Origin of the sequence: Subtercola boreus (assembly GCF_003399625.1) — a bacterium.
GTDB classification, from domain to species: Bacteria; Actinomycetota; Actinomycetes; order Actinomycetales; family Microbacteriaceae; genus Subtercola; species Subtercola boreus_C.
The window spans coordinates 18,113-35,116 of record NZ_NBXA01000013.1 but is presented as its reverse complement, the minus strand read 5'-3'; the positions used below and the strand labels follow the sequence as shown (position 1 = coordinate 35,116).

25 protein-coding genes and 1 tRNA gene are annotated in these 17,004 nt (G+C 61.4%); 25 read left to right on the top strand and 1 reads right to left on the bottom strand.

The features are described 5' to 3' along the window. The first annotated feature begins 153 nt into the window (after positions 1 to 153). The 13 genes from B7R21_RS06430 (at position 154) to B7R21_RS06370 (ending at position 7,307) form a co-directional block, all read left to right on the top strand. Positions 154 to 354, top strand: coding sequence for a hypothetical protein (locus B7R21_RS06430; RefSeq protein ID WP_116282430.1), 201 nt, complete (start codon positions 154 to 156; stop codon positions 352 to 354). Beyond that, entirely contained in the window at positions 351 to 665 is a 315-nt protein-coding gene (locus B7R21_RS06425; protein WP_116282429.1) for a hypothetical protein, read from the top strand. Before B7R21_RS06430 ends, B7R21_RS06425 begins: the two co-directional genes overlap by 4 nt. A gap of 2 nt (positions 666 to 667) precedes the next feature. Next, a complete protein-coding gene (locus B7R21_RS20020; protein ID WP_172592075.1) occupies positions 668 to 805 on the top strand; it encodes a hypothetical protein in 138 nt (45 codons plus the stop codon). After that, positions 789 to 2,297 (top strand): AAA family ATPase, encoded by a 1,509-nt coding sequence (locus B7R21_RS06420; RefSeq protein ID WP_116282428.1) that lies wholly within the window; start codon positions 789 to 791, stop codon positions 2,295 to 2,297. Before B7R21_RS20020 ends, B7R21_RS06420 begins: the two co-directional genes overlap by 17 nt. Continuing rightward, positions 2,297 to 2,587, top strand: a complete 291-nt coding sequence (locus B7R21_RS06415; RefSeq protein WP_147305832.1) for a hypothetical protein — start codon at positions 2,297 to 2,299, stop codon at positions 2,585 to 2,587. The genes B7R21_RS06420 and B7R21_RS06415 overlap by 1 nt, the downstream gene beginning before the upstream one ends. A 32-nt stretch (positions 2,588 to 2,619) precedes the next feature. Beyond that, positions 2,620 to 3,366, top strand: coding sequence for a hypothetical protein (locus tag B7R21_RS06410; protein WP_116282426.1), 747 nt, complete (start codon positions 2,620 to 2,622; stop codon positions 3,364 to 3,366). Positions 3,367 to 3,375: 9 nt separating this feature from the next. Beyond that, positions 3,376 to 3,582, top strand: coding sequence for a hypothetical protein (locus B7R21_RS06405; protein ID WP_116282425.1), 207 nt, complete (start codon positions 3,376 to 3,378; stop codon positions 3,580 to 3,582). Between the two features lie 394 nt (positions 3,583 to 3,976). Beyond that, positions 3,977 to 4,047, top strand: a tRNA-Trp gene (locus tag B7R21_RS06400). Between the two features lie 279 nt (positions 4,048 to 4,326). Next, positions 4,327 to 4,593, top strand: coding sequence for a hypothetical protein (locus tag B7R21_RS06395; RefSeq protein WP_116282424.1), 267 nt, complete (start codon positions 4,327 to 4,329; stop codon positions 4,591 to 4,593). Continuing rightward, positions 4,590 to 4,868 (top strand): hypothetical protein, encoded by a 279-nt coding sequence (locus tag B7R21_RS06390; RefSeq protein WP_116282423.1) that lies wholly within the window; start codon positions 4,590 to 4,592, stop codon positions 4,866 to 4,868. Before B7R21_RS06395 ends, B7R21_RS06390 begins: the two co-directional genes overlap by 4 nt. 562 nt (positions 4,869 to 5,430) lie before the next feature. Further along, positions 5,431 to 5,637 (top strand): hypothetical protein, encoded by a 207-nt coding sequence (locus tag B7R21_RS06380; RefSeq protein WP_116282421.1) that lies wholly within the window; start codon positions 5,431 to 5,433, stop codon positions 5,635 to 5,637. A gap of 19 nt (positions 5,638 to 5,656) precedes the next feature. After that, positions 5,657 to 6,190: a hypothetical protein gene (locus B7R21_RS06375; protein ID WP_147305310.1), complete on the top strand. Its 534-nt coding sequence runs from the start codon at positions 5,657 to 5,659 to the stop codon at positions 6,188 to 6,190. Next, positions 6,183 to 7,307: a terminase gene (locus B7R21_RS06370; protein ID WP_216364142.1), complete on the top strand. Its 1,125-nt coding sequence runs from the start codon at positions 6,183 to 6,185 to the stop codon at positions 7,305 to 7,307. Before B7R21_RS06375 ends, B7R21_RS06370 begins: the two co-directional genes overlap by 8 nt. A 1-nt stretch (position 7,308) precedes the next feature. Here the strand turns inward: B7R21_RS06370 and B7R21_RS06365 are convergent, their stop codons facing one another. Beyond that, the gene (locus B7R21_RS06365; RefSeq protein WP_116282419.1) at positions 7,309 to 8,553 is read right to left on the bottom strand and encodes an IS256 family transposase; all 1,245 of its coding nucleotides are present in this window, start codon (positions 8,551 to 8,553) and stop codon (positions 7,309 to 7,311) included. 53 nt (positions 8,554 to 8,606) lie between these two features. On the opposite strand from B7R21_RS06365, the gene B7R21_RS06360 reads away from it, so the two are divergent. From B7R21_RS06360 to B7R21_RS06305, 12 genes are all read left to right on the top strand, one after another. Continuing rightward, positions 8,607 to 9,194, top strand: coding sequence for a hypothetical protein (locus tag B7R21_RS06360; RefSeq protein WP_147305831.1), 588 nt, complete (start codon positions 8,607 to 8,609; stop codon positions 9,192 to 9,194). Positions 9,195 to 9,203: 9 nt separating this feature from the next. Further along, the gene (locus B7R21_RS06355; protein WP_116282417.1) at positions 9,204 to 10,679 is read left to right on the top strand and encodes a phage portal protein; all 1,476 of its coding nucleotides are present in this window, start codon (positions 9,204 to 9,206) and stop codon (positions 10,677 to 10,679) included. Next, positions 10,657 to 11,904 (top strand): hypothetical protein, encoded by a 1,248-nt coding sequence (locus tag B7R21_RS06350; RefSeq protein ID WP_116282416.1) that lies wholly within the window; start codon positions 10,657 to 10,659, stop codon positions 11,902 to 11,904. Before B7R21_RS06355 ends, B7R21_RS06350 begins: the two co-directional genes overlap by 23 nt. A 117-nt stretch (positions 11,905 to 12,021) precedes the next feature. Then, positions 12,022 to 12,564, top strand: coding sequence for a hypothetical protein (locus B7R21_RS06345; RefSeq protein WP_116282415.1), 543 nt, complete (start codon positions 12,022 to 12,024; stop codon positions 12,562 to 12,564). Between the two features lie 15 nt (positions 12,565 to 12,579). Next, entirely contained in the window at positions 12,580 to 13,503 is a 924-nt protein-coding gene (locus B7R21_RS06340) for a phage major capsid protein (RefSeq protein ID WP_116282414.1), read from the top strand. A gap of 136 nt (positions 13,504 to 13,639) precedes the next feature. Next, positions 13,640 to 14,203: a hypothetical protein gene (locus B7R21_RS06335; protein WP_116282413.1), complete on the top strand. Its 564-nt coding sequence runs from the start codon at positions 13,640 to 13,642 to the stop codon at positions 14,201 to 14,203. Further along, the gene (locus B7R21_RS06330) at positions 14,200 to 14,601 is read left to right on the top strand and encodes a DUF6093 family protein (protein ID WP_147305830.1); all 402 of its coding nucleotides are present in this window, start codon (positions 14,200 to 14,202) and stop codon (positions 14,599 to 14,601) included. Before B7R21_RS06335 ends, B7R21_RS06330 begins: the two co-directional genes overlap by 4 nt. Beyond that, positions 14,601 to 15,005, top strand: coding sequence for a hypothetical protein (locus tag B7R21_RS06325; RefSeq protein ID WP_116282411.1), 405 nt, complete (start codon positions 14,601 to 14,603; stop codon positions 15,003 to 15,005). The genes B7R21_RS06330 and B7R21_RS06325 overlap by 1 nt, the downstream gene beginning before the upstream one ends. After that, entirely contained in the window at positions 15,002 to 15,418 is a 417-nt protein-coding gene (locus tag B7R21_RS06320) for a hypothetical protein (protein ID WP_116282410.1), read from the top strand. The genes B7R21_RS06325 and B7R21_RS06320 overlap by 4 nt, the downstream gene beginning before the upstream one ends. A 117-nt stretch (positions 15,419 to 15,535) precedes the next feature. After that, positions 15,536 to 16,030, top strand: coding sequence for a hypothetical protein (locus tag B7R21_RS06315; protein ID WP_116282409.1), 495 nt, complete (start codon positions 15,536 to 15,538; stop codon positions 16,028 to 16,030). Between the two features lie 81 nt (positions 16,031 to 16,111). Then, the gene (locus B7R21_RS06310; RefSeq protein WP_116282408.1) at positions 16,112 to 16,573 is read left to right on the top strand and encodes a hypothetical protein; all 462 of its coding nucleotides are present in this window, start codon (positions 16,112 to 16,114) and stop codon (positions 16,571 to 16,573) included. 86 nt (positions 16,574 to 16,659) lie between these two features. Continuing rightward, on the top strand, positions 16,660 to 16,962 hold the full coding sequence (locus tag B7R21_RS06305; protein WP_116282407.1) for a hypothetical protein: 303 nt from the start codon (positions 16,660 to 16,662) through the stop codon (positions 16,960 to 16,962). The last annotated feature ends 42 nt before the right edge of the window (positions 16,963 to 17,004 follow it).

Here is a 17,004-nt window from a genome sequence, read left to right as displayed (position 1 = left end):
TACCAGCCGGCCATCGACCAAGCCGTCATGCTTCACCGTCGCCACGGCCTCGTCCTCCACGTCGATCTTCACGTCAGTCATTCGGTTCCTCCTTGCTCAGGAGTTACACCGAAAATCGTATAGACCCCCCGGCTCCTGCTCGACAGGGACGGGGTGCTACTGGCCGACGCGAGGCGCGTGCTGTTGTGGTCGCAGAGCAATGACTTCTGGTCGAAGAACATCTTGTCGATGCCGAAGTTCCGGGAGAAGTTCGATCAGCTCGCCATGAAGTCGAAGGGCGCGTCTGGTTCAAGCACCCTCGAGCGAAACTTGCAGCGCCTCGCTGCGATGCGGGCGCAGGAGGAGGCATCGTGAACGCCGGGGACGTGATGGAACTCCTGACGGTTGCGGCGATCGTGAACGACCGTGAGGTGCCTGACGCTCTGGTGCAGGCGTGGCTTCCGATCGTCGGGAAGTACACCCGCCAGCAGGGTTTGGATGCGCTGCGGTCGCACATGACGGAGAGCCCGTTCTTTCCGAAGCCGTCCGACATCGTCCACCAGGTTCGGGTGGCGGTTCAGCACCGTCGGGAGGTCGAAGGCCTTCACCCCGCTCCCCCAGCAGGCACTCGTTGGGCAGCAGACGTTATCGAGAACGATCCGCGCCTGAAGGAGGTCGGACAGTGACCATGACAGACACCATCGCCTCCCGCGAAAGCCTGCTGGCGGAAGTGGAGCACCTTCGAGAGCAGAACCGCGAGCTCGTCGCGCAGCTGTTTGTGCTGATGTTGCTGATCGAGAGGGAAACCGATGCAGAACGCGTTTGAGCGTCTCGTGGACACGTTCCACGACCACGGCCTGAAGGTGAAGATGCTGGGCCAGTCGAAGGCTTCAGCGCAGGCACCCGGACACTCTCAAGCGGACTTGTCGGTGTCCCTGGCGGCCTATGAGGGTGGGGTGCTTGTTCACTCCCACTCCGACCCGACTGATGACGTGCTGGCCGCGTTGAACCTCTCGAAGGCGGACCTGTTCGATGACCCGAAGGGCGCCAACTACGACTACCCAGATGGTCGTCGGGTGTCGCGTTCACCTGACAAGCGCTTCTCACAGTCGGGGAACACGAAGGGCACGGCGTTGTTCCGGGCTGACCGGCTGGCGGACGCGAAGGTCGTGTTCGTGGTCGAGGGCGAGAAGGACGTGCTGGCCCTCGAGTCTCTCGGCGTGAGCGCGACGTGCACGGCGATGGGTGCAGGGAAGGCGCATCTCTTCGATCTGTCGCCGCTCCGTGGGAAGACTGTTCGGATTGTGCGAGACATGGACGAGCCGGGCTTGGCGCACGCGAACCAGGTCGCGGCACTCTTGGTCGGCATCGCGGATGTGAAGATTCTGGAACCGGCAGTTGGAAAGGACGCCGCGGATCATGTGGCGGCCGGTCTCGGGATCGACGATCTGAAGTCACTAGAGCCCGTCGACCCAGAGTTCGAGAAAGCCGTCGAGATGCTTCTGCAGAACGAGCGGGTGCGGGCAGAGGCACGACGTCGCGAGTCAGGTTCGGGCGCCGCGATCCTCAATCCGAAGTCGCTCGGCGAGATCCTCGACGTGACAGTCGCCTATGACTGGCTCATCGAGGGACTGCTCGAACGACACGACCGGCTGATTCTCACAGGTGGTGAGGGTGCAGGGAAAAGCTACCTTGCCCGTCAGCTCGCGATCACGGCAGCGGCAGGTATTCATCCGTTCAGGAATGAGCAGATCGAACCGCGACGGGTGCTGGTCATCGACGCAGAGAACAGCGAGCAGCAGTGGGCCCGGAACGCCCGCTACGTCACGAACTTCGCGGCCCAGTACGGGTCCGGTGATCCTCGCCAGAACGTGCTCGTGAGCGCCGGCGTTCGACTCGACTTCACCCGTCAGGCCGACATCGACACCGTCCACCGACTCATCGACGCTCACAGACCTGATCTCGTATACATCGGTCCTCTGTACAAGCTGGTCCCGAAGGAGATCAGTCGAGACGACGATGCGGCGCCCCTCATCATCGCGCTCGACGAGATCCGCGCTCGAGGCGTCGCTTTGCTGATGGAGGCGCATGCGGGCCACTCAAAAGGAATGGGCGGCGACCGTGATCTTCGACCGCGCGGATCGTCTGCGCTCATGGGGTGGCCCGAATTCGGTTTCGGCCTCCGCCCGATCGAAGATGACGACAGCATGGTCTCGCTCATCCGTTGGCGAGGCGACCGCGACAAACGCGACTGGCCAAAGCACCTTCGAAGGGGCGCCGAAGGCGAGATGCCGTGGATGCCGGCGGGTGGTCTCTGATGGGCGACATCATCCAGGGGTACGTGAACATGGGCCGGGAGTACAAAGCGCCCTGGTGCTGCGTCCGTTGCCGCACGCCGTACATGTGCGCTGACGGTGCCTGTGACTGTCACATCAACCACGGGCAGAAACGACCGTATGTCGGCTGGCGTGACTGGGCTGACGTCATCGGGGCGCAGCCCTCCTTGAACCGCCAGGCACACCTGCAGAGCCCGCGCGAATGGCAGACCCGTTGGTTTGTCAACAACTTGATCCGCATCAATCCCGTGACAGGAGACCTACTCGCATGACGTCTACCCACCTCACCGAAAGCAGGGCAAACATGAACGACGACATCACCTACGAAGAGACCCTTCCGTGCACGCGTGGTTGCGCCTGGGACTCGCTCGTCGAAGGCGAAGCGCCCCGCCCCAAGCCTGCCCGACACGGGATGTTCTGCGACTCCTGCTTCTACCGGCTCCGGCACGCACTCGAGCTCGTCCCCGACCTCATGGCCAACATGCGGGCACAGATCAACGGTTTCGGCGCTGCACCGATAGGCGAACGAGTCTCGGGCGGTGGCGACGGCTCCCCCGCACCCCTCCGGGTCGGCCCGCTCGATGCCAGCGACTCCCTGTTCGCGAAGCTGGTGCTCTGGACCGGATCAGTATCCGAAACGCTGAGCGTGGCCCCGCCCCGCGTCTCGGTCTGGATCAATCTCACCGAGGTCCAAGGCTCACGGGTCGTCACGCCCGAGAGAGCACACGAGATCTCCACTGAACTGGTGGGATGGTTCCTCGACCGCCTCGAGACCATCGCGGCACTCCCCCTCGCGGTCGCTTTCCACGACGACCTCTGCTACGGCTACGACGACGCCCGAGGCGTGTTCACCCTCGCCGGCGCGTACGGCGTCGAACCACGACCTTTCAGGGATGCAGATAAGCGGGAATGCCCGCTCTGTGGCCAGCGAGAGGTATTCGTGAAGTTCCCCGACAAACTCGATCCGGACCTCACCGTGATGTGTGCCGCATGCGAGTGGGTCGCACCGCCCCTGCAGGTTGACCGTATTCTCCGTACCGTGGCCGCCTAGGATCGACGGATGTCGGAGAACCAGGAGAACTACACCATCAAGGCGGCCGCGGCCCGCGTGGGCAAGTCCACCAGGACTATCGAGCGATGGGTGAGACACGGGATGCGGTGCCGGGATGTCGCTGGCATTGTGGTCATCGAACACAGTGACCTGATGGCGCAGTACCGGATCAAGATCCTCGCGAACCCGAACAGGCAGAAACGCGGTATCCAGTAAGCCACGGTGTCGGTGGGAACAGGTATGCTATGCCTTAGGCATTCTTGTTCCCGCCGCCCGTAACTCTTGGCCCTCACCTTAGCGTGGGGGCCTGTTTGGTTAAACCACTTCTCGCGCTGGCTCGACGACAACACGACCGGCATCACTGCTGATACTCCAACCCACGGAGCTCAAGCGCGAGACACACTTCGGCCCCGTTGCCGAACGCATGAAGGTCTGCTCATGTCTCGCAGGCAAGTAACCCGCGTGGTGCCCACAAGCTAAATGCCGGCCGCGAAGTCCCACACCGCTCACCCTCAGGTCACACGGTGTGGTTGCACATAGGTCAGAGTTCTTCGACACGGGGATGTCGAGACGCAAGCCGTTCATGGAAACGTTCGGGCTGCCAGCACCTTGGGAGTAAGTGTTACGGAAGCACAGTCGGCTCCAACCCGACAAGCGCAGGTTCGACTCCTGCACACTCAGCTAGGCCGGTTCGGGGTGCACGTAGCCTTTCGTCGGCCGCTCACGACACATGACGGTCAGTAACCATGTATCCGTCAGGAGCAGTCATGAGCGGTCACCCAGCGCACCCGGGATGCCCGACAGCCTCCCAGAACGGGGTAGCGCTCAAGACCATACTGCTGGCCCTAACGCCGCTGCCAACATTCCCTACGCACGGCGCTACCAACGCAAACGACCACCTAACACCAGTGCGGATCGACTCAATGGGTAGCCCGATCTATGAATGGCAGGAGACAGCAGATGCGAGCAACGATCGCTGAACTCGCCGAAGCCTCAGACATCCTCCGTCGCTGCGGACTCATCGGTGACGACCAAGCAACATCACTCGTCATAGCAATGCGGGCCGTCGCGCCGAACACGACCTACCGCGAATGGGTCGAACAACTCGTAGCGACACCAGGCACGAACGAGCAGCAGTATCTCGCATGGGCGAAGCAGTACGGCAATGACGCCGTCCGTGTTGCCTCAGCACTCGCGCACGAATACAGCATGAAGGAGCAGCCATGAACGCGATCGCATCCGATGCCGAAGACAAAGGCCGCAAGGTCAAAGAGACGCTCACCGCCGACGTCAGCGGGTACGTCGCCGGAATGGAACAGGCAAGGCTCGTTACATCACAGCTTGCAGCCGAACTGCGTGCCCTCGGTATCGCTGAGCGAGATCTACCCGACGCAGCAAAGGGCGTCATCGCCTTGGCAAGTGCCGGCGGGATGGACACCAGCAAGACAGCGGGCATAGTCGTGACGGCCATCAAGGACTACCAGCTACGCAATGCAGGCTGACCGGTGGCACTGCCCCACCTGCGGGCAAGCATGCGTCGTCCCCTCCATCGCACGCACACACTGCGCTAAGAGGTAGAGCATGCGTGTGTGCAGCACACCAGGATGTCCAACCATCTACGACAGCACAGAGTCGCGCTGCCCGCAACACACACGCACAGCAGACCAACGCAGAGGCACGGCCACACAGCGAGGGTACACAGGCACAGGACACCGTGTCTTCCGCAACCAAGTTATTACACGCGACCCTATCTGCGTCATCTGCCACACAGCACAAGCAACAGTCGCCGACCACTACCCAACATCCAAGCGTGACCTCGACGCGCAAGGCATGGACAGCAACGACCCCGACCATGGCCGTGGACTATGCAAACCATGTCACGACAGATCCACAGCGCAGGAACAGCCAGGCGGATGGCACAACACCCACTGATGCACACCCGTAGGCATCCAGAGGGTGGGGGGAGACCCCTTCGAAACCAGCCCCGCAGGACCGCCGGGGAGGTGGCTAAAAGGTGCGGCAGAACCAAGATGTTCTCAATTCGGCCTTTGGGAGGCGTTTGCGGTGAACGAGATGCGCGTGATGGTGCCTGTGAGCGATGGGCTGGCGACCGATCAGGAGATGGTCGACGAGCTTGTTGCTACGCAGTTCAGGAAGCTTGCGGCGGATCATGGGTTCGCGGATTTTACGCGGCCAGAGCTTATTGAGTCCCGGACTGTAAACGATTTCCCAATGCTGAAGATGATGGTTTTCTGCTCGACTGCTTGCTGACGAACCCGAGGAGGTGATCATGCCTTCTGGTGGTGTTCGTAGAAACAGTGGTCGCGCTCCTGACCCAAATGCGTTGCGCCGTGATCGCACGGACGATGCGGCTTGGGTGACTCTCCCGGCAGAGGGTTTCGATGGCGCTGTTCCTGCATTTCCCCTGCCCGCCATTCCTATCTATGACATCTACTGGGAAGACAAGAGGCGGATCAAAGAGTTCGACAAGGATGCGACCGACGACCTCCATGCTCGAGAGATCGAGCTTTGGGAAGACCTCTGGTCGAAGCCTCAAGCTGCCATGTGGTCGAAGCTCAGCCTGAAGTACGAGGTAGCTGCGTATGTGCGCGGGTACATCGAATCAACGTCTGCTGAGTCAAATTCTGGGCTGAAGACGGCAGCGCTTCGGATGGCTGCCGAGATCGGCCTGTCGCTGCCGGGGATGCATTCTTTGCGGTGGCGGTTCTCTGAGGATGAGCTGTCGGTGAAGCGGTCGTCTGCCCCGGCGAGGAAGGCGGCGACTTCGGCGAAGGCTAGGTTCGCCGCTCTGAGCAATGGCTAGCCCGCTGCTGATCGTCCCTGAGTGGGTTGAGCAGCACTGTGTGATCCCAGATGGCGACAACCGGGGCAACCCGTTCGTGCTCGGTGATGAGCAGTTCACATTCGTCGCGAATCACTACATGGTTCGTTCGGATGCGCTGGTGGGTCAGAAGGCCGAAGCTTTTATCTTCCGTCGTTCGCAGTTGGTTCGTGCTCAGAAGTGGGGCAAGTCTCCGCTGATCGGCGCGTTCGTCTGCGTGGAGGGTGTCGGCCCTGTCTTGTTCGATGGGTTCGCGTCCGGCCGCGAGATGTACGACTGCCGCGACTTCGGTTGTGGTTGCGGGTGGGCGTATGAGTATGACCAGGGCGAGCCGATGGGCCGTCCGTGGTCGACGCCGCTTATTCAGATCACTGCTACGTCCGAAGACCAGACCGACAACACGTATGACGCACTTCGCCCGATGATTGAGCTAGGCCCGTTGGCTGAGATCATTCGGCATACGGGCGAGGAGTTCATCCGCCTTCCCGGTGGTGGCCGAATCGATGTGGTCACGTCGAAGGCAAACTCTCGCCTCGGTCAGCGTGTGACGTTTGCGCCGCAGGATGAGACAGGCCTGTGGGTGAAGTCGAATGGCGGGCACAAGCTCGCGTCGACGCAGCGTCGTGGTCTCGCCGGCATGGGTGGTCGGGCAATCGAAACGACGAACGCGTGGGACCCGGCACAGGATTCCGTCGCCCAGCGCACCTTCGAGGCACCGTCGAAGGACATCAATAAGGACTTCCGCCAGCCGCCCGCGCATCTGAGCTTCGGTGACAAGCGTGACCGTCACAAGATGTTCGTTTTCAACTATGCGGGCGCCCCGTGGGTATCCGTTGCTGCGATCGAGGCTGAAGCTGCCGAGCTCGTTCAGAAGGACAAGGCTGAGGCGGAACGGTTCTTCGGTAACCGCATCGTCGCTGGTTCCGGGGCATGGTTGGACTTCGCACGATGGGAGTCGAAGAAGGCCACGCATGTGGTGCCCGATAAGACACCGATTGTGCTCGGTTTCGACGGGTCTGATGTTGATGACTGGACTGGTATTGGTCACGTCCCGCTGAGTGGTGGAGTTTCTCAACACCGTGCGGGTCAGTTGTTCTAGTTTAGGCGGCGGCGAGTTCGGGGAGGATCACCGCCTCGTTGGGGGGTTGGATGGGGTTGTTCATGGTGGCCAGCTCGAGCATGGATGCTTCGGAGAAGTAGCGTCGTTCGCCGGCTTCCCACTCGTCGTGCTGCTCGATCAGGACCGCCCCGGCCAGGCGCAGCAGGGCGGCCGTGTTGGGGAACACGCCGACGACGTCGGTGCGTCGTTTGATCTCCTTATTCACCCGTTCCAGCGGGTTCGTGGACCAGATTTGGCGCCAGTGCCGCCTGGGGAACGCGGCGAACGCGAGCAGGTCGGGTTGGGCGTCGATGAGCATCGCGGCGACTTTCGGGTGGGATCGGGTGAGCATCGTGGTGACCTCGCGGAACTGCTTCTCGATGTGCTGACGGTCGGGCTGGGCAAAGATCGTGCGGATGATCGACGCGACCATGTCCTGGGAGCCTTTCGGGATCACGGCGAGGACGTTACGCATGAAATGCACCCGGCACCGCTGCCACCCGGCGCCCTGGAACACTGTCCCGATGGCCTTCTTCAGGCCAGTGTGCGCGTCAGACATGACCAGCTTGACCCCGTCGAGGCCCCGGGTCTTCAGCGACCGCAGAAACGACGTCCAGAAGCCTTCGTTTTCGCTGTCGCCAACGTCGAAGCCGAGCACTTCCCGGCGGCCGTCAGCGGCCACACCGACCGCGACGACGATCGCTTGGGACACGATCCGGTGACCGACCCTGGCCTTGCAGTAGGTCGCGTCAAGGAACACGTAGGGGAAGTCCTGTGCGGCGAGGGTCCGGTCGCGGAACTCGGCGACCTCCGCGTCCAGGCCAGCGCAGATCCGAGAAACTTCCGACTTCGAGATCCCCGTATCCGCGCCGAGCGCTTTGACGAGATCGTCGACTTTGCGGGTCGAGACGCCGTGGACGTAGGCCTCCATCACGACCGCGAACAACGCCTGATCGACCCGGCGGCGACGCTCAAGAAGCGCCGGGAAGAACGACCCGGCACGCAGCTTCGGGATCTTCAAATCCAGGTCCCCAGCCGTCGTGGACAGTGTCCTGGGCCGGGTGCCGTTGCGGTGGGTGGTGCGGTCGCCGGTGCGTTCGAACGGGGCGGCACCGATGAACGAGGTCGCTTCGGCATCGATCAATTCTTGATACAGGGTCTCTGTTGCGACGCGGATTCGGTCGGTGACGTCGGTGAGTTTGAGTTCTCCTAGCAGGTCGAGCAGGGCAGACTGGTCTAGAGCCATCGTGTGGTGTCCTTCGTGAGTTGCTTTAGTCGGTACTCACTGACCATCCCACGGTGGCTCCTTACGTTGACGAAGCAACGCTTAGTAGCCAGAAACCACACCACTCGCAGGGACGTAACCCTGGTATTAGAGCCGAAACGCTCGACGGCTACCAATTCACCCCGACTTACCATGATGGCCGACCGACCATCTGGGACCCGCGCCAGCACAACGGCCGAGTTCCGCGGTTGGAGATCCTGGCAGCGTTTGACGAGATTTTCGAACAGTTCGACGTGGTGCGTGCTTACTGCGACCCGCCGTTCTGGCAGTCGGAGATTGATGGGCTCGAGGCGAAGTACCCGAAGCGGGTCTTTCGCTGGGAGACATACCGGCCGACCCAGATGCACGCTGCTCTCGAGCGGATGAAAACCGATGTGATGCTGCCCGAGTCGCAGTTCACTCATGACGGTGACGAGACGGTCGGCACGCACATCCGTAACGCTGTCGAAGTTGCCCGGTCCGGACAGAAGTACCTCATTTTCAAGGCGTCCGAGACACAGAAGATCGACCTTGCCATGTCGTCAGTGCTGGCCCATGAGGCTGCCGGCGATGTTATCGCTGCTGGCTATACGGCCGACGAAGACGAATACGTGTACTACTAGGAGGCCGCATTGAGCGAGAACCCTGCACTCGATGAGGCGCTGCGTCTGGTTGATGCGTGTTACGGCCGCATTTCGTTTCGTCGCGCTGCGATGAGCAAGCAGGAAGACTATTTGGGGGGCAAGCAGCCTCTGACGTTTGCTACGGCGGAGTGGAAGCGGAAGAACGCGCAACGGTATTCGGGTTTCTCGGACAACTGGTGTGGCGCAGTTGTGAATGCTGAGTCGGAGCGTATTCGCCACACGGGCGTGAAGATCGCTGACAGTCCCGAGGCGGCAATGGTCCTGCACGAGCAGTGGCTGATCAACGAGATGGACATGCAGTCTTCTCAGGGTTTCGTCACCACACTCACCACGGGCCGTTCCTACGTGATCGTGTGGGGCGACACGAAGACGGACGAGCCTCTCATCACATGGGAACATCCCATGAATGTGGAGATCGAGTACGACTGGGCTAACCCGAGGCTTCGTGTCGCCGCGTTGAAGACGTGGGTCGATGACACGAAAGAGTACGGCACCCTGTACACCGCAGACTACGTGTGGAAGTTCGAGCGGTCACGTGCCTCTTCTGCCGACAAGTTCTTCTCCCAGGCTGAGCAGGCCCGCCAGAAGGGTCTCGGCGGAGGCGCTTGGACTCCCCGCGCGGTCGGGAATGAGGTGTGGCCTCTGCCTAACCCGATCGGCGAAGTTCCGGTCGTGGAAATCCAGAACCGGCCTACTCTCCTCGGCGACCCTGTGTCGGAAATCCAGGGCGTGATGCCTATGCAGGACGCTATCAACCTGCTGTGGGCGTACCTGTTCCTCGCGGCCGACTATGCCTCCATGCCGGCCCGTGTCGTGATGAACCAGGCGCCGCCGAAGATCCCTGTTCTGGACAGTACTGGGAAGAAGATCGGCGAGAAACCGGTCCAGATCGATGATTTGTCGGAGAAGAGGCTCCTGTTTCTTACGGGTGACGCCAAGGTTGGCCAGTGGGATGCGGCGCGCCTCGACGTGTTCACGGACACCATCGATGTGGCGGTGGCGCACATCGGCTCCCAGACCCGCACCCCGCCGACGTACCTTGTTGCGAAGTCGGGCATGTCGAACGTCAACGCGGATGGTCTCAAGGCGTCTGAGATTGGTCTGAACAAGAAAGTTCTTGAGTTTCAGACGTTCACCGATCCGGCGCTGCGTGAGATGTATCGCCTTGTCGCGTTAGCGAAGGGCGACAAGGAGTTGGCGAAGATGTGCCGGCTTGCGCACATGGACTGGATGAACCCGGAGATTCGTTCCGAGGCTCAGCTCGCGGATGCGTTGCTGAAGATGAAGACGATGGGGTTCCCGCTCGAGTACCTGATGGAACTGTACGGCCTGTCGCCAACAGAGGTGGAGCGGGTACTGGCGATGGTGGACGAGCAGAACACCGACCCGCAGTTGCAAGCCGCTCTACGCCCCGCACAGGGCCAGCCGGGAGGCGTTCTGAATGCTTCCCCAGTCGGCAACTAGCTACTACGAGACGCAGCAGCGCATCGCTGTGGCGACGGCCGCGGGTGCGAAGAAGTTCTGGCGCCGTATGGGGCCGGACTTCGATTCTTCATGGGCTGATGTCGTTACCCCACTACTCAACTGGGTGCAAACGGGGCGTGCTGCTGCAGTCGCCTCATCGATCGGGTACACGGCCGATGTTCTGCAAGAAACGAACGTTGATGCGGCACCTGTCGGGGTTCTGAGCCCTGCTGGCTTCCTATCTTCCGCGCCTGACGGTCGGTCGATGGGTTCGTTACTCGGAGAGTCTGTGGTGAAGGCCAAGTCTGCGGTGGGCTCTGGCCTGTCTGCGCCGCTGGCTTTGCAGCAGGCTGAACGGTGGCTCACCGGAACTCTGCTGACGGTCATGTCAGACACTGGGCGGAGTGTTGTTGCGGCGGGCATAGCCCAACGGCCCACCTTGCAGGGGTACACGCGGATGCTGAACCCGCCCTCGTGCTCACGGTGCGCGATCCTGGCGGGAAAGTTCTTCCGTTGGAACAGCGGTTTCCTTCGCCACCCGCGATGTGACTGCCGCCACATTCCGACCAACGAGAACATGGCCGGCGACCTGACGACCGACCCGTACAAGTACTTTCACTCGCTCTCCCCGGAGGCGCAAGAGAAAACGTTCGGGCGGTCTGAGGCACGTGCTATCCGTGAGGGTGCCGACATTTACCGGGTCGGCAACATTCAGCAGCGTGGACTTGCGACATCTAAGGGGCACCTGCGCTACGGAACCCCCTCTCGGATGACCGTGGATGACATCTTCCGCACTGCTGGCACGCGCACGAATGCGATCAAGATGCTTGAGCATGAGGGGTACATCACGGGTCCGCAGGTCGCCGGTGGCAACATCGTTGGTCGCATCGAGGGCTTCGGTGCCCTAGGCAAAGGTGGCAAGGCTCGCGCCGCATCGGACGCCGTAAAACAGGCCCGCGAGACCGGTGTCCGCGACCCACTGAACCGTTACACGATGACGGCTGCGGAGCGTCGACTGTATGACGCGAAGTACAAGCTCGATGTCGCCCGGACCGGTGTTTACCCACGCACGGTCGGGCTGTCGTCGGCTGACAAGTACGTGGCGCCGAAGCCGATCACCCCTATGCAGCTCGCACATATTGAGCAGGCATATGCAAATGAGGTTGCGAAGCTCGCCACCTCAGCCAGTTCGGTTCGCCGTCTGGCGCAACTTCTAGGCATCTGACTTCAACAAAAAGTGCCCTGCTTAGGTGGGGCTTTTTTGTTGCCCAAAACTTCCCGCTCCTTTGCGGGATCAGGCCGAGCGACTCGGCATCCATCCCCCAGAGGAAGTGATTTTCTCATGCCAGAAGCCGAAACCGATGTGACGTCGGAGTCGAACGAAGCACAGTCCGAAGACACCACCACCGAAGTTGACCCGAATGCCGGAGCCAAGAAAGCTCTCGACTCTGAGCGCGCAGCGCGAAAAACAGCCGAGAAGGAAATTGCGCAACTCCGGCGCGAGCTCGCCGCACGCGACAAGCCTGCTGAGGAAGTAGCCCTCGATAACGCCCGCGCTGAGGCGCGTGCTGAGGCAACAGCTTCCGCTAACGCACGCATTGTCAAAGCGGAACTCAAGGCGGTCGCCGCAGGGAAGCTTGCCGACCCGGCAGATGCTGCCGTGTTCATCGACGCCACCTCATTTGAGGTAGGCGATGACGGCGAAGTGGATGTCGAAGCGCTGAACAAGGCCGTAATCGACCTGCTCACCCAGAAACCGCACCTCGCTGCTGCCGCACAACGCAAGTTCGTCGGCGACGCAGATCAGGGCGCGAAGGGCAAGCAGGCCGCACCGGTCAAGTACGACCCGAACGACCTCATCCGAGCGGCGTTCCAAAAATCCTAGTGAAAAGAGTTCATCATGGCTGACATCAGTCGCTCCGATGCGCTGGCGCTGCTCGCAGTCCAGAACATCGGCACCATCGTCAAGGAGGCGGAGTACACCTCTGCTGCGCTTTCCTCGTTCCGCACCATCCGCATGGTATCGGGCGCCGCACGCATGCCCGTCCTGTCGGCTCTGCCAACCGCCGGTTTCGTCGGCGAGTCAGCGACCCTCGCGGCTGGCGTGAAGCCGACCTCCGAGGTTCTGTGGGCAAATAAGGACCTGATCGCGGAGGAGATCGCAGTCATCATCCCCGTTCACGAGAATGTGATCGATGACTCGACGTTCGACATCTGGGGCGAGGTCCAGCCTCTGGTCTCTCAGGAACTCGGTCGAGTTCTCGACGCGGCTGTGTTCTTCGGCGTCAACAAGCCGGCGACGTGGACCGACGCAGCCTTGGTGCCCGGCGCGATTGCGGCCGGCAACACTGTCGTTCGTGGTACGTCGACCGTCGACTTCGCTGAGGACATCAATCAGGTCTTCGCAAAGGTCGAAGATGATGGGTTCGACGTGAACCACGCGTACACGGGACGGTTCATGCGGTCGAAGCTTCGCGGTCTGCGTGACAAGCAGAACGAGCCGATCTACCTCGACTCGATCCGTTCGGACAACTCGCTGGGCAGCATCTACGGGCAGCCGCTCGACTATGTGCGGAACGGTTCATGGAACCCGGCCGTCGCCGAGCTCCTTGTCGGGGATTCGTCCAAGGCTATCCTCGGAATCCGGCAGGACGTTCAGGTGAAGATCCTCACTGAGGCGACTGTCGGCGGCATCAACCTTGCCGAGCGCGACATGGTGGCCCTGCGATTCAAGTTCCGTGCCGGCTTCGCAGTTGCTACGCCCGTGACAACCGAGGGTTCGGGCAGCAAGTACCCGTTCGCCGTCCTCACCCCGTCTGCGTAAACGTGACGGCGTACAAGTCCCCTTCGGGGGAAGTGCTCGACATTCCCGATAACGGGGTGCACGCGATCATTGCTCTCGGATGGGTTCCGGTCGATCCGCCGCAGAAGAAACAGACCGCTTCGAAGAAGTAGGAGTCATGGTGGACGCATTCGCTACAGCAGTAGAGCTAGGTACCCGTCTCAAGCGGACTTTCTCGTCTGACGAGACGGAGTGGGTAACTTCCCTGCTCGAGGATGCGTCCACCTACCTGCGTGAAGACATCATCGGCGCGCAGGTTTTTCCTCAGGCGACAGTCACATTTACTGTGTGGCCTGAGCCGGAGGGGATCGTGTTGCCGCAGCAACCAGTCCAGGCGGTTGTTTCGGTGAGCCGTGATGGCAGTGATGTCGACTATGTGTACCGCGACGGCCGTGTTCTGATTGCGAGCCCTCTGCCGGTGGACATCACGTTCACCTACGGATACGCGGAGGCCCCTGAGGGGCTCAAGCGGTGGACGATGGTCCTCGTCTCCCAGACACTCATCTCTCTGGAGCTCAACCTGGGGCTCACGGTTGGCGGGCTATCATCCGTCGCCCTCGATGACTTCAAAGCATCGTTCGCTGATGCTGGTGATTCAACCGGCATCACACTGTCTGACCGAAACATCGAACTGATCCGCTCCCAGTACGGCACTGGCGTGTGGGTTACCGGGTCGCGATGAGTATCGCTGACGGCACGCTTGGCATGGGGCGAAAGCTTGCCCAGTCCCTGATGCCGGATACGTGCGACATTGGTTTCGATGCGCCGAGCACTGTCCTAGATGAGGAAACAGGCGGATACGTTTCGACGTTCGCTCCGATCTATTCGGGACCGTGCGAGTACATGGCCCCTCACCGCTTGGGTTCGGACGTGGATGCTGCCGGCCAGATCCTCACCGACCAGAACGGGATTCTGAAACTGCCGGTCGCTACCTCAACTGAGGTCAAGAAAAACATGGTGGCAGTTATCACGTATTCGCGGCATGACCCGGCCCTGGTGGGCACGAAGTGTCGCATCACCAGCCCGTTCGCCGGGTCGTATGTCACGGCTCGCCGGTTCCAGGTAGAGGTGGTCTCCTGATGCCGGATGGTATCGAGTTCGACTTTGCTGACCTAACCAGGCTCGCAGTGCAGTTTTCCAACGTGCAGAACGAAATCCCGTCTGGTGCGAAGCGTGCTGCGACCGGTTCTGCGTTCGCAGTGAAGAAGGCGTGGGGTAAGAACCTCGAAGAGTCTGCGGTGCCTGCTTCAGCGAGCACGATCGAGTACACCGTGACCGCCGACGATCAGAGCGTAGAAGCGGTCATTGAAACAGTGAACGGCACCGACCGTCTCCGCGGTTACGCGTGGGCTCGAGAGTACGGGTCACTGACTGTCCCGCCTGCTCTTGACGGGCAGCGCGCCCTTGCGGCGACTACCGCTGACTTCGAGCGGGGCATGGGTATAGCTGGTGAGCGTGCGCTGCGAAGGGCATTGAACTCATGAGCCGTAAGCACACCGCAGCACTGGTCGCCCTGGTGTCGACGTCGAAGGTGACGAACTTCTATCCGGGTCTCGCCCCATTAGTGGACGGGAAGCCGCAGGCTGGCCCGTACGCGGTCTTCTACGCGCAGGCGGGCACTGATGAGGCGACCCGATTCACCGGTCCTGCGACGATGCAGAAGCCGCGCTGGACGATCCACGCTGTTGGGTCTACCGCGGATCAGGCCGAATGGGTGAATGAGCAGATCAAGTCTGTGCTGGTGCCTGGCGGTCGCGCGATAACCCCGACAGTAGCGGGCGAGAATCCGGGCCGATTCTGGTTCTCGAATCCCCAGCCGGTGCAGCGCGACGACGACTCCTCGCCGCCTCTCTTTTATGTCGTAGCCGAATGCGGCTTCTCGAGCGAACTGCTCTAACCCAACCACTTCAGGAGCCTCGCCACCGTGCGGGGATTTCTGCATTTAAGCCGCCCGCATGGTGCGGGTTCACGGCCTGCGGGGATTCTCCGCGCCGGTCAACAAAAGGAGAATCATATGGCACTCGAAACAGCCCCCGCTTCCAGCCAGTCCGATGGTCGCTGGCGCATCACTTCCGTCCCGCTCGGCGCGAACGCGCTTTCGGTCGCGATCCTGAACGGTGGAACGGCGAAGGCCGAGACGTACTCATTCACGCCGGACGGCTTCAACTGGGCGACCGCTCAGGCAACCGTCCCGGATAAGCGGCTGACTCTGAAGCAGGACCTCTCCCGGCCCGGTAAGACCACGGAGACGCTCGAGCTCAAGTACGTGGCATCGACTGACGCGAATTCGGCCGCACAGACACTCACTGAGGGATCAACGGGCCAGTTCAATGTCCGTCGTGGCGTACCGAACGAGACCACCTATGCGGTCGGACAAACGGCGGATGTCATCACGTACATCCTCGGCGCCCAGCGTCCCGACGCGCCGACCGAGAACGGTCTGGACACGATCTCGCAGACGGCGTACATCACCGCACCGACTGTTCGCGGCGGAACCATCGTCGCGTAACTAAGCCCCTGCCGGGGTGCCCCACCGTCGCCCCGGCAGGTTTTCCCAACGGTGGAAAACGGTGACTAGAACGGTGATGCAATGAGTTTTTCTGAAGACCTCCGTGCGGCGAAATCTGCTGCGATCCCTTATCTGGATGTTGAGGTGATGCTCAATGGGCACCTCCACACGCTGCGATTCCGGCAGATGGATGGGGTGGATTGGACAGATGCCGTCGACCGCCACCCGGCACGCATCGGCGTGGCTTACGACAGCGAGTACGGATACAACCTTCGCACCTTGACGAAGTATGTTGCGCCGAAGTGCGGAACGCTGGTGGTCGATGGCAAGGAGCGGAAGCTGCGCGTCGACGTGGCCGATCCCGCGAAGCCAAACGCCAAGCTCGTGGACGAGTGGGCGGACCTCTTCAAGGCGCTGACGGGTCATTTCGTCGGAAAAATCGGCGACACGATCTACAACCTAAATGAGTACCGGTCACACGTCGCAGTTGCGAAGGCTGTGGAGCAGGTAAAAAAAGCACTGGCGGCCTCTGGGAAGTCCTGAGGCTCGCCACCACGCTAGGCGTCTCCCCGCGCCGTTTGCAAGGTTGGGAGCCACGCCAGTTCACCTCTTACGAGTACGTCGATGGTGTGCGCTTCGGTGAGGTTTCGGAGCGTGAACCGGAGTGGGACACGGCGTCTCTGAATTTGATGCTCGCCTACCAGCGCATCCTCGCCGACATTGGCACGCACGGTCAGCCGATGTCTGAGGCGACCGATCCGCGGTCTGATCCGAACCGTCCCGGCGGGTGGCATTACGAGGCGAACAAGGCACCGAAGAAGGACTTCGCTGCGCAGTCGATTGACCACGCGCGCGAGGCCTTCCACAAGAAGTACCCGGACGCGGATAGAGCTGGCGATCTCTGGCACGCGAGGCGCGTCGAGGACGAGTAACTACACAGAGGGCGGTACACCGTGACGGACCGTACCACCCGA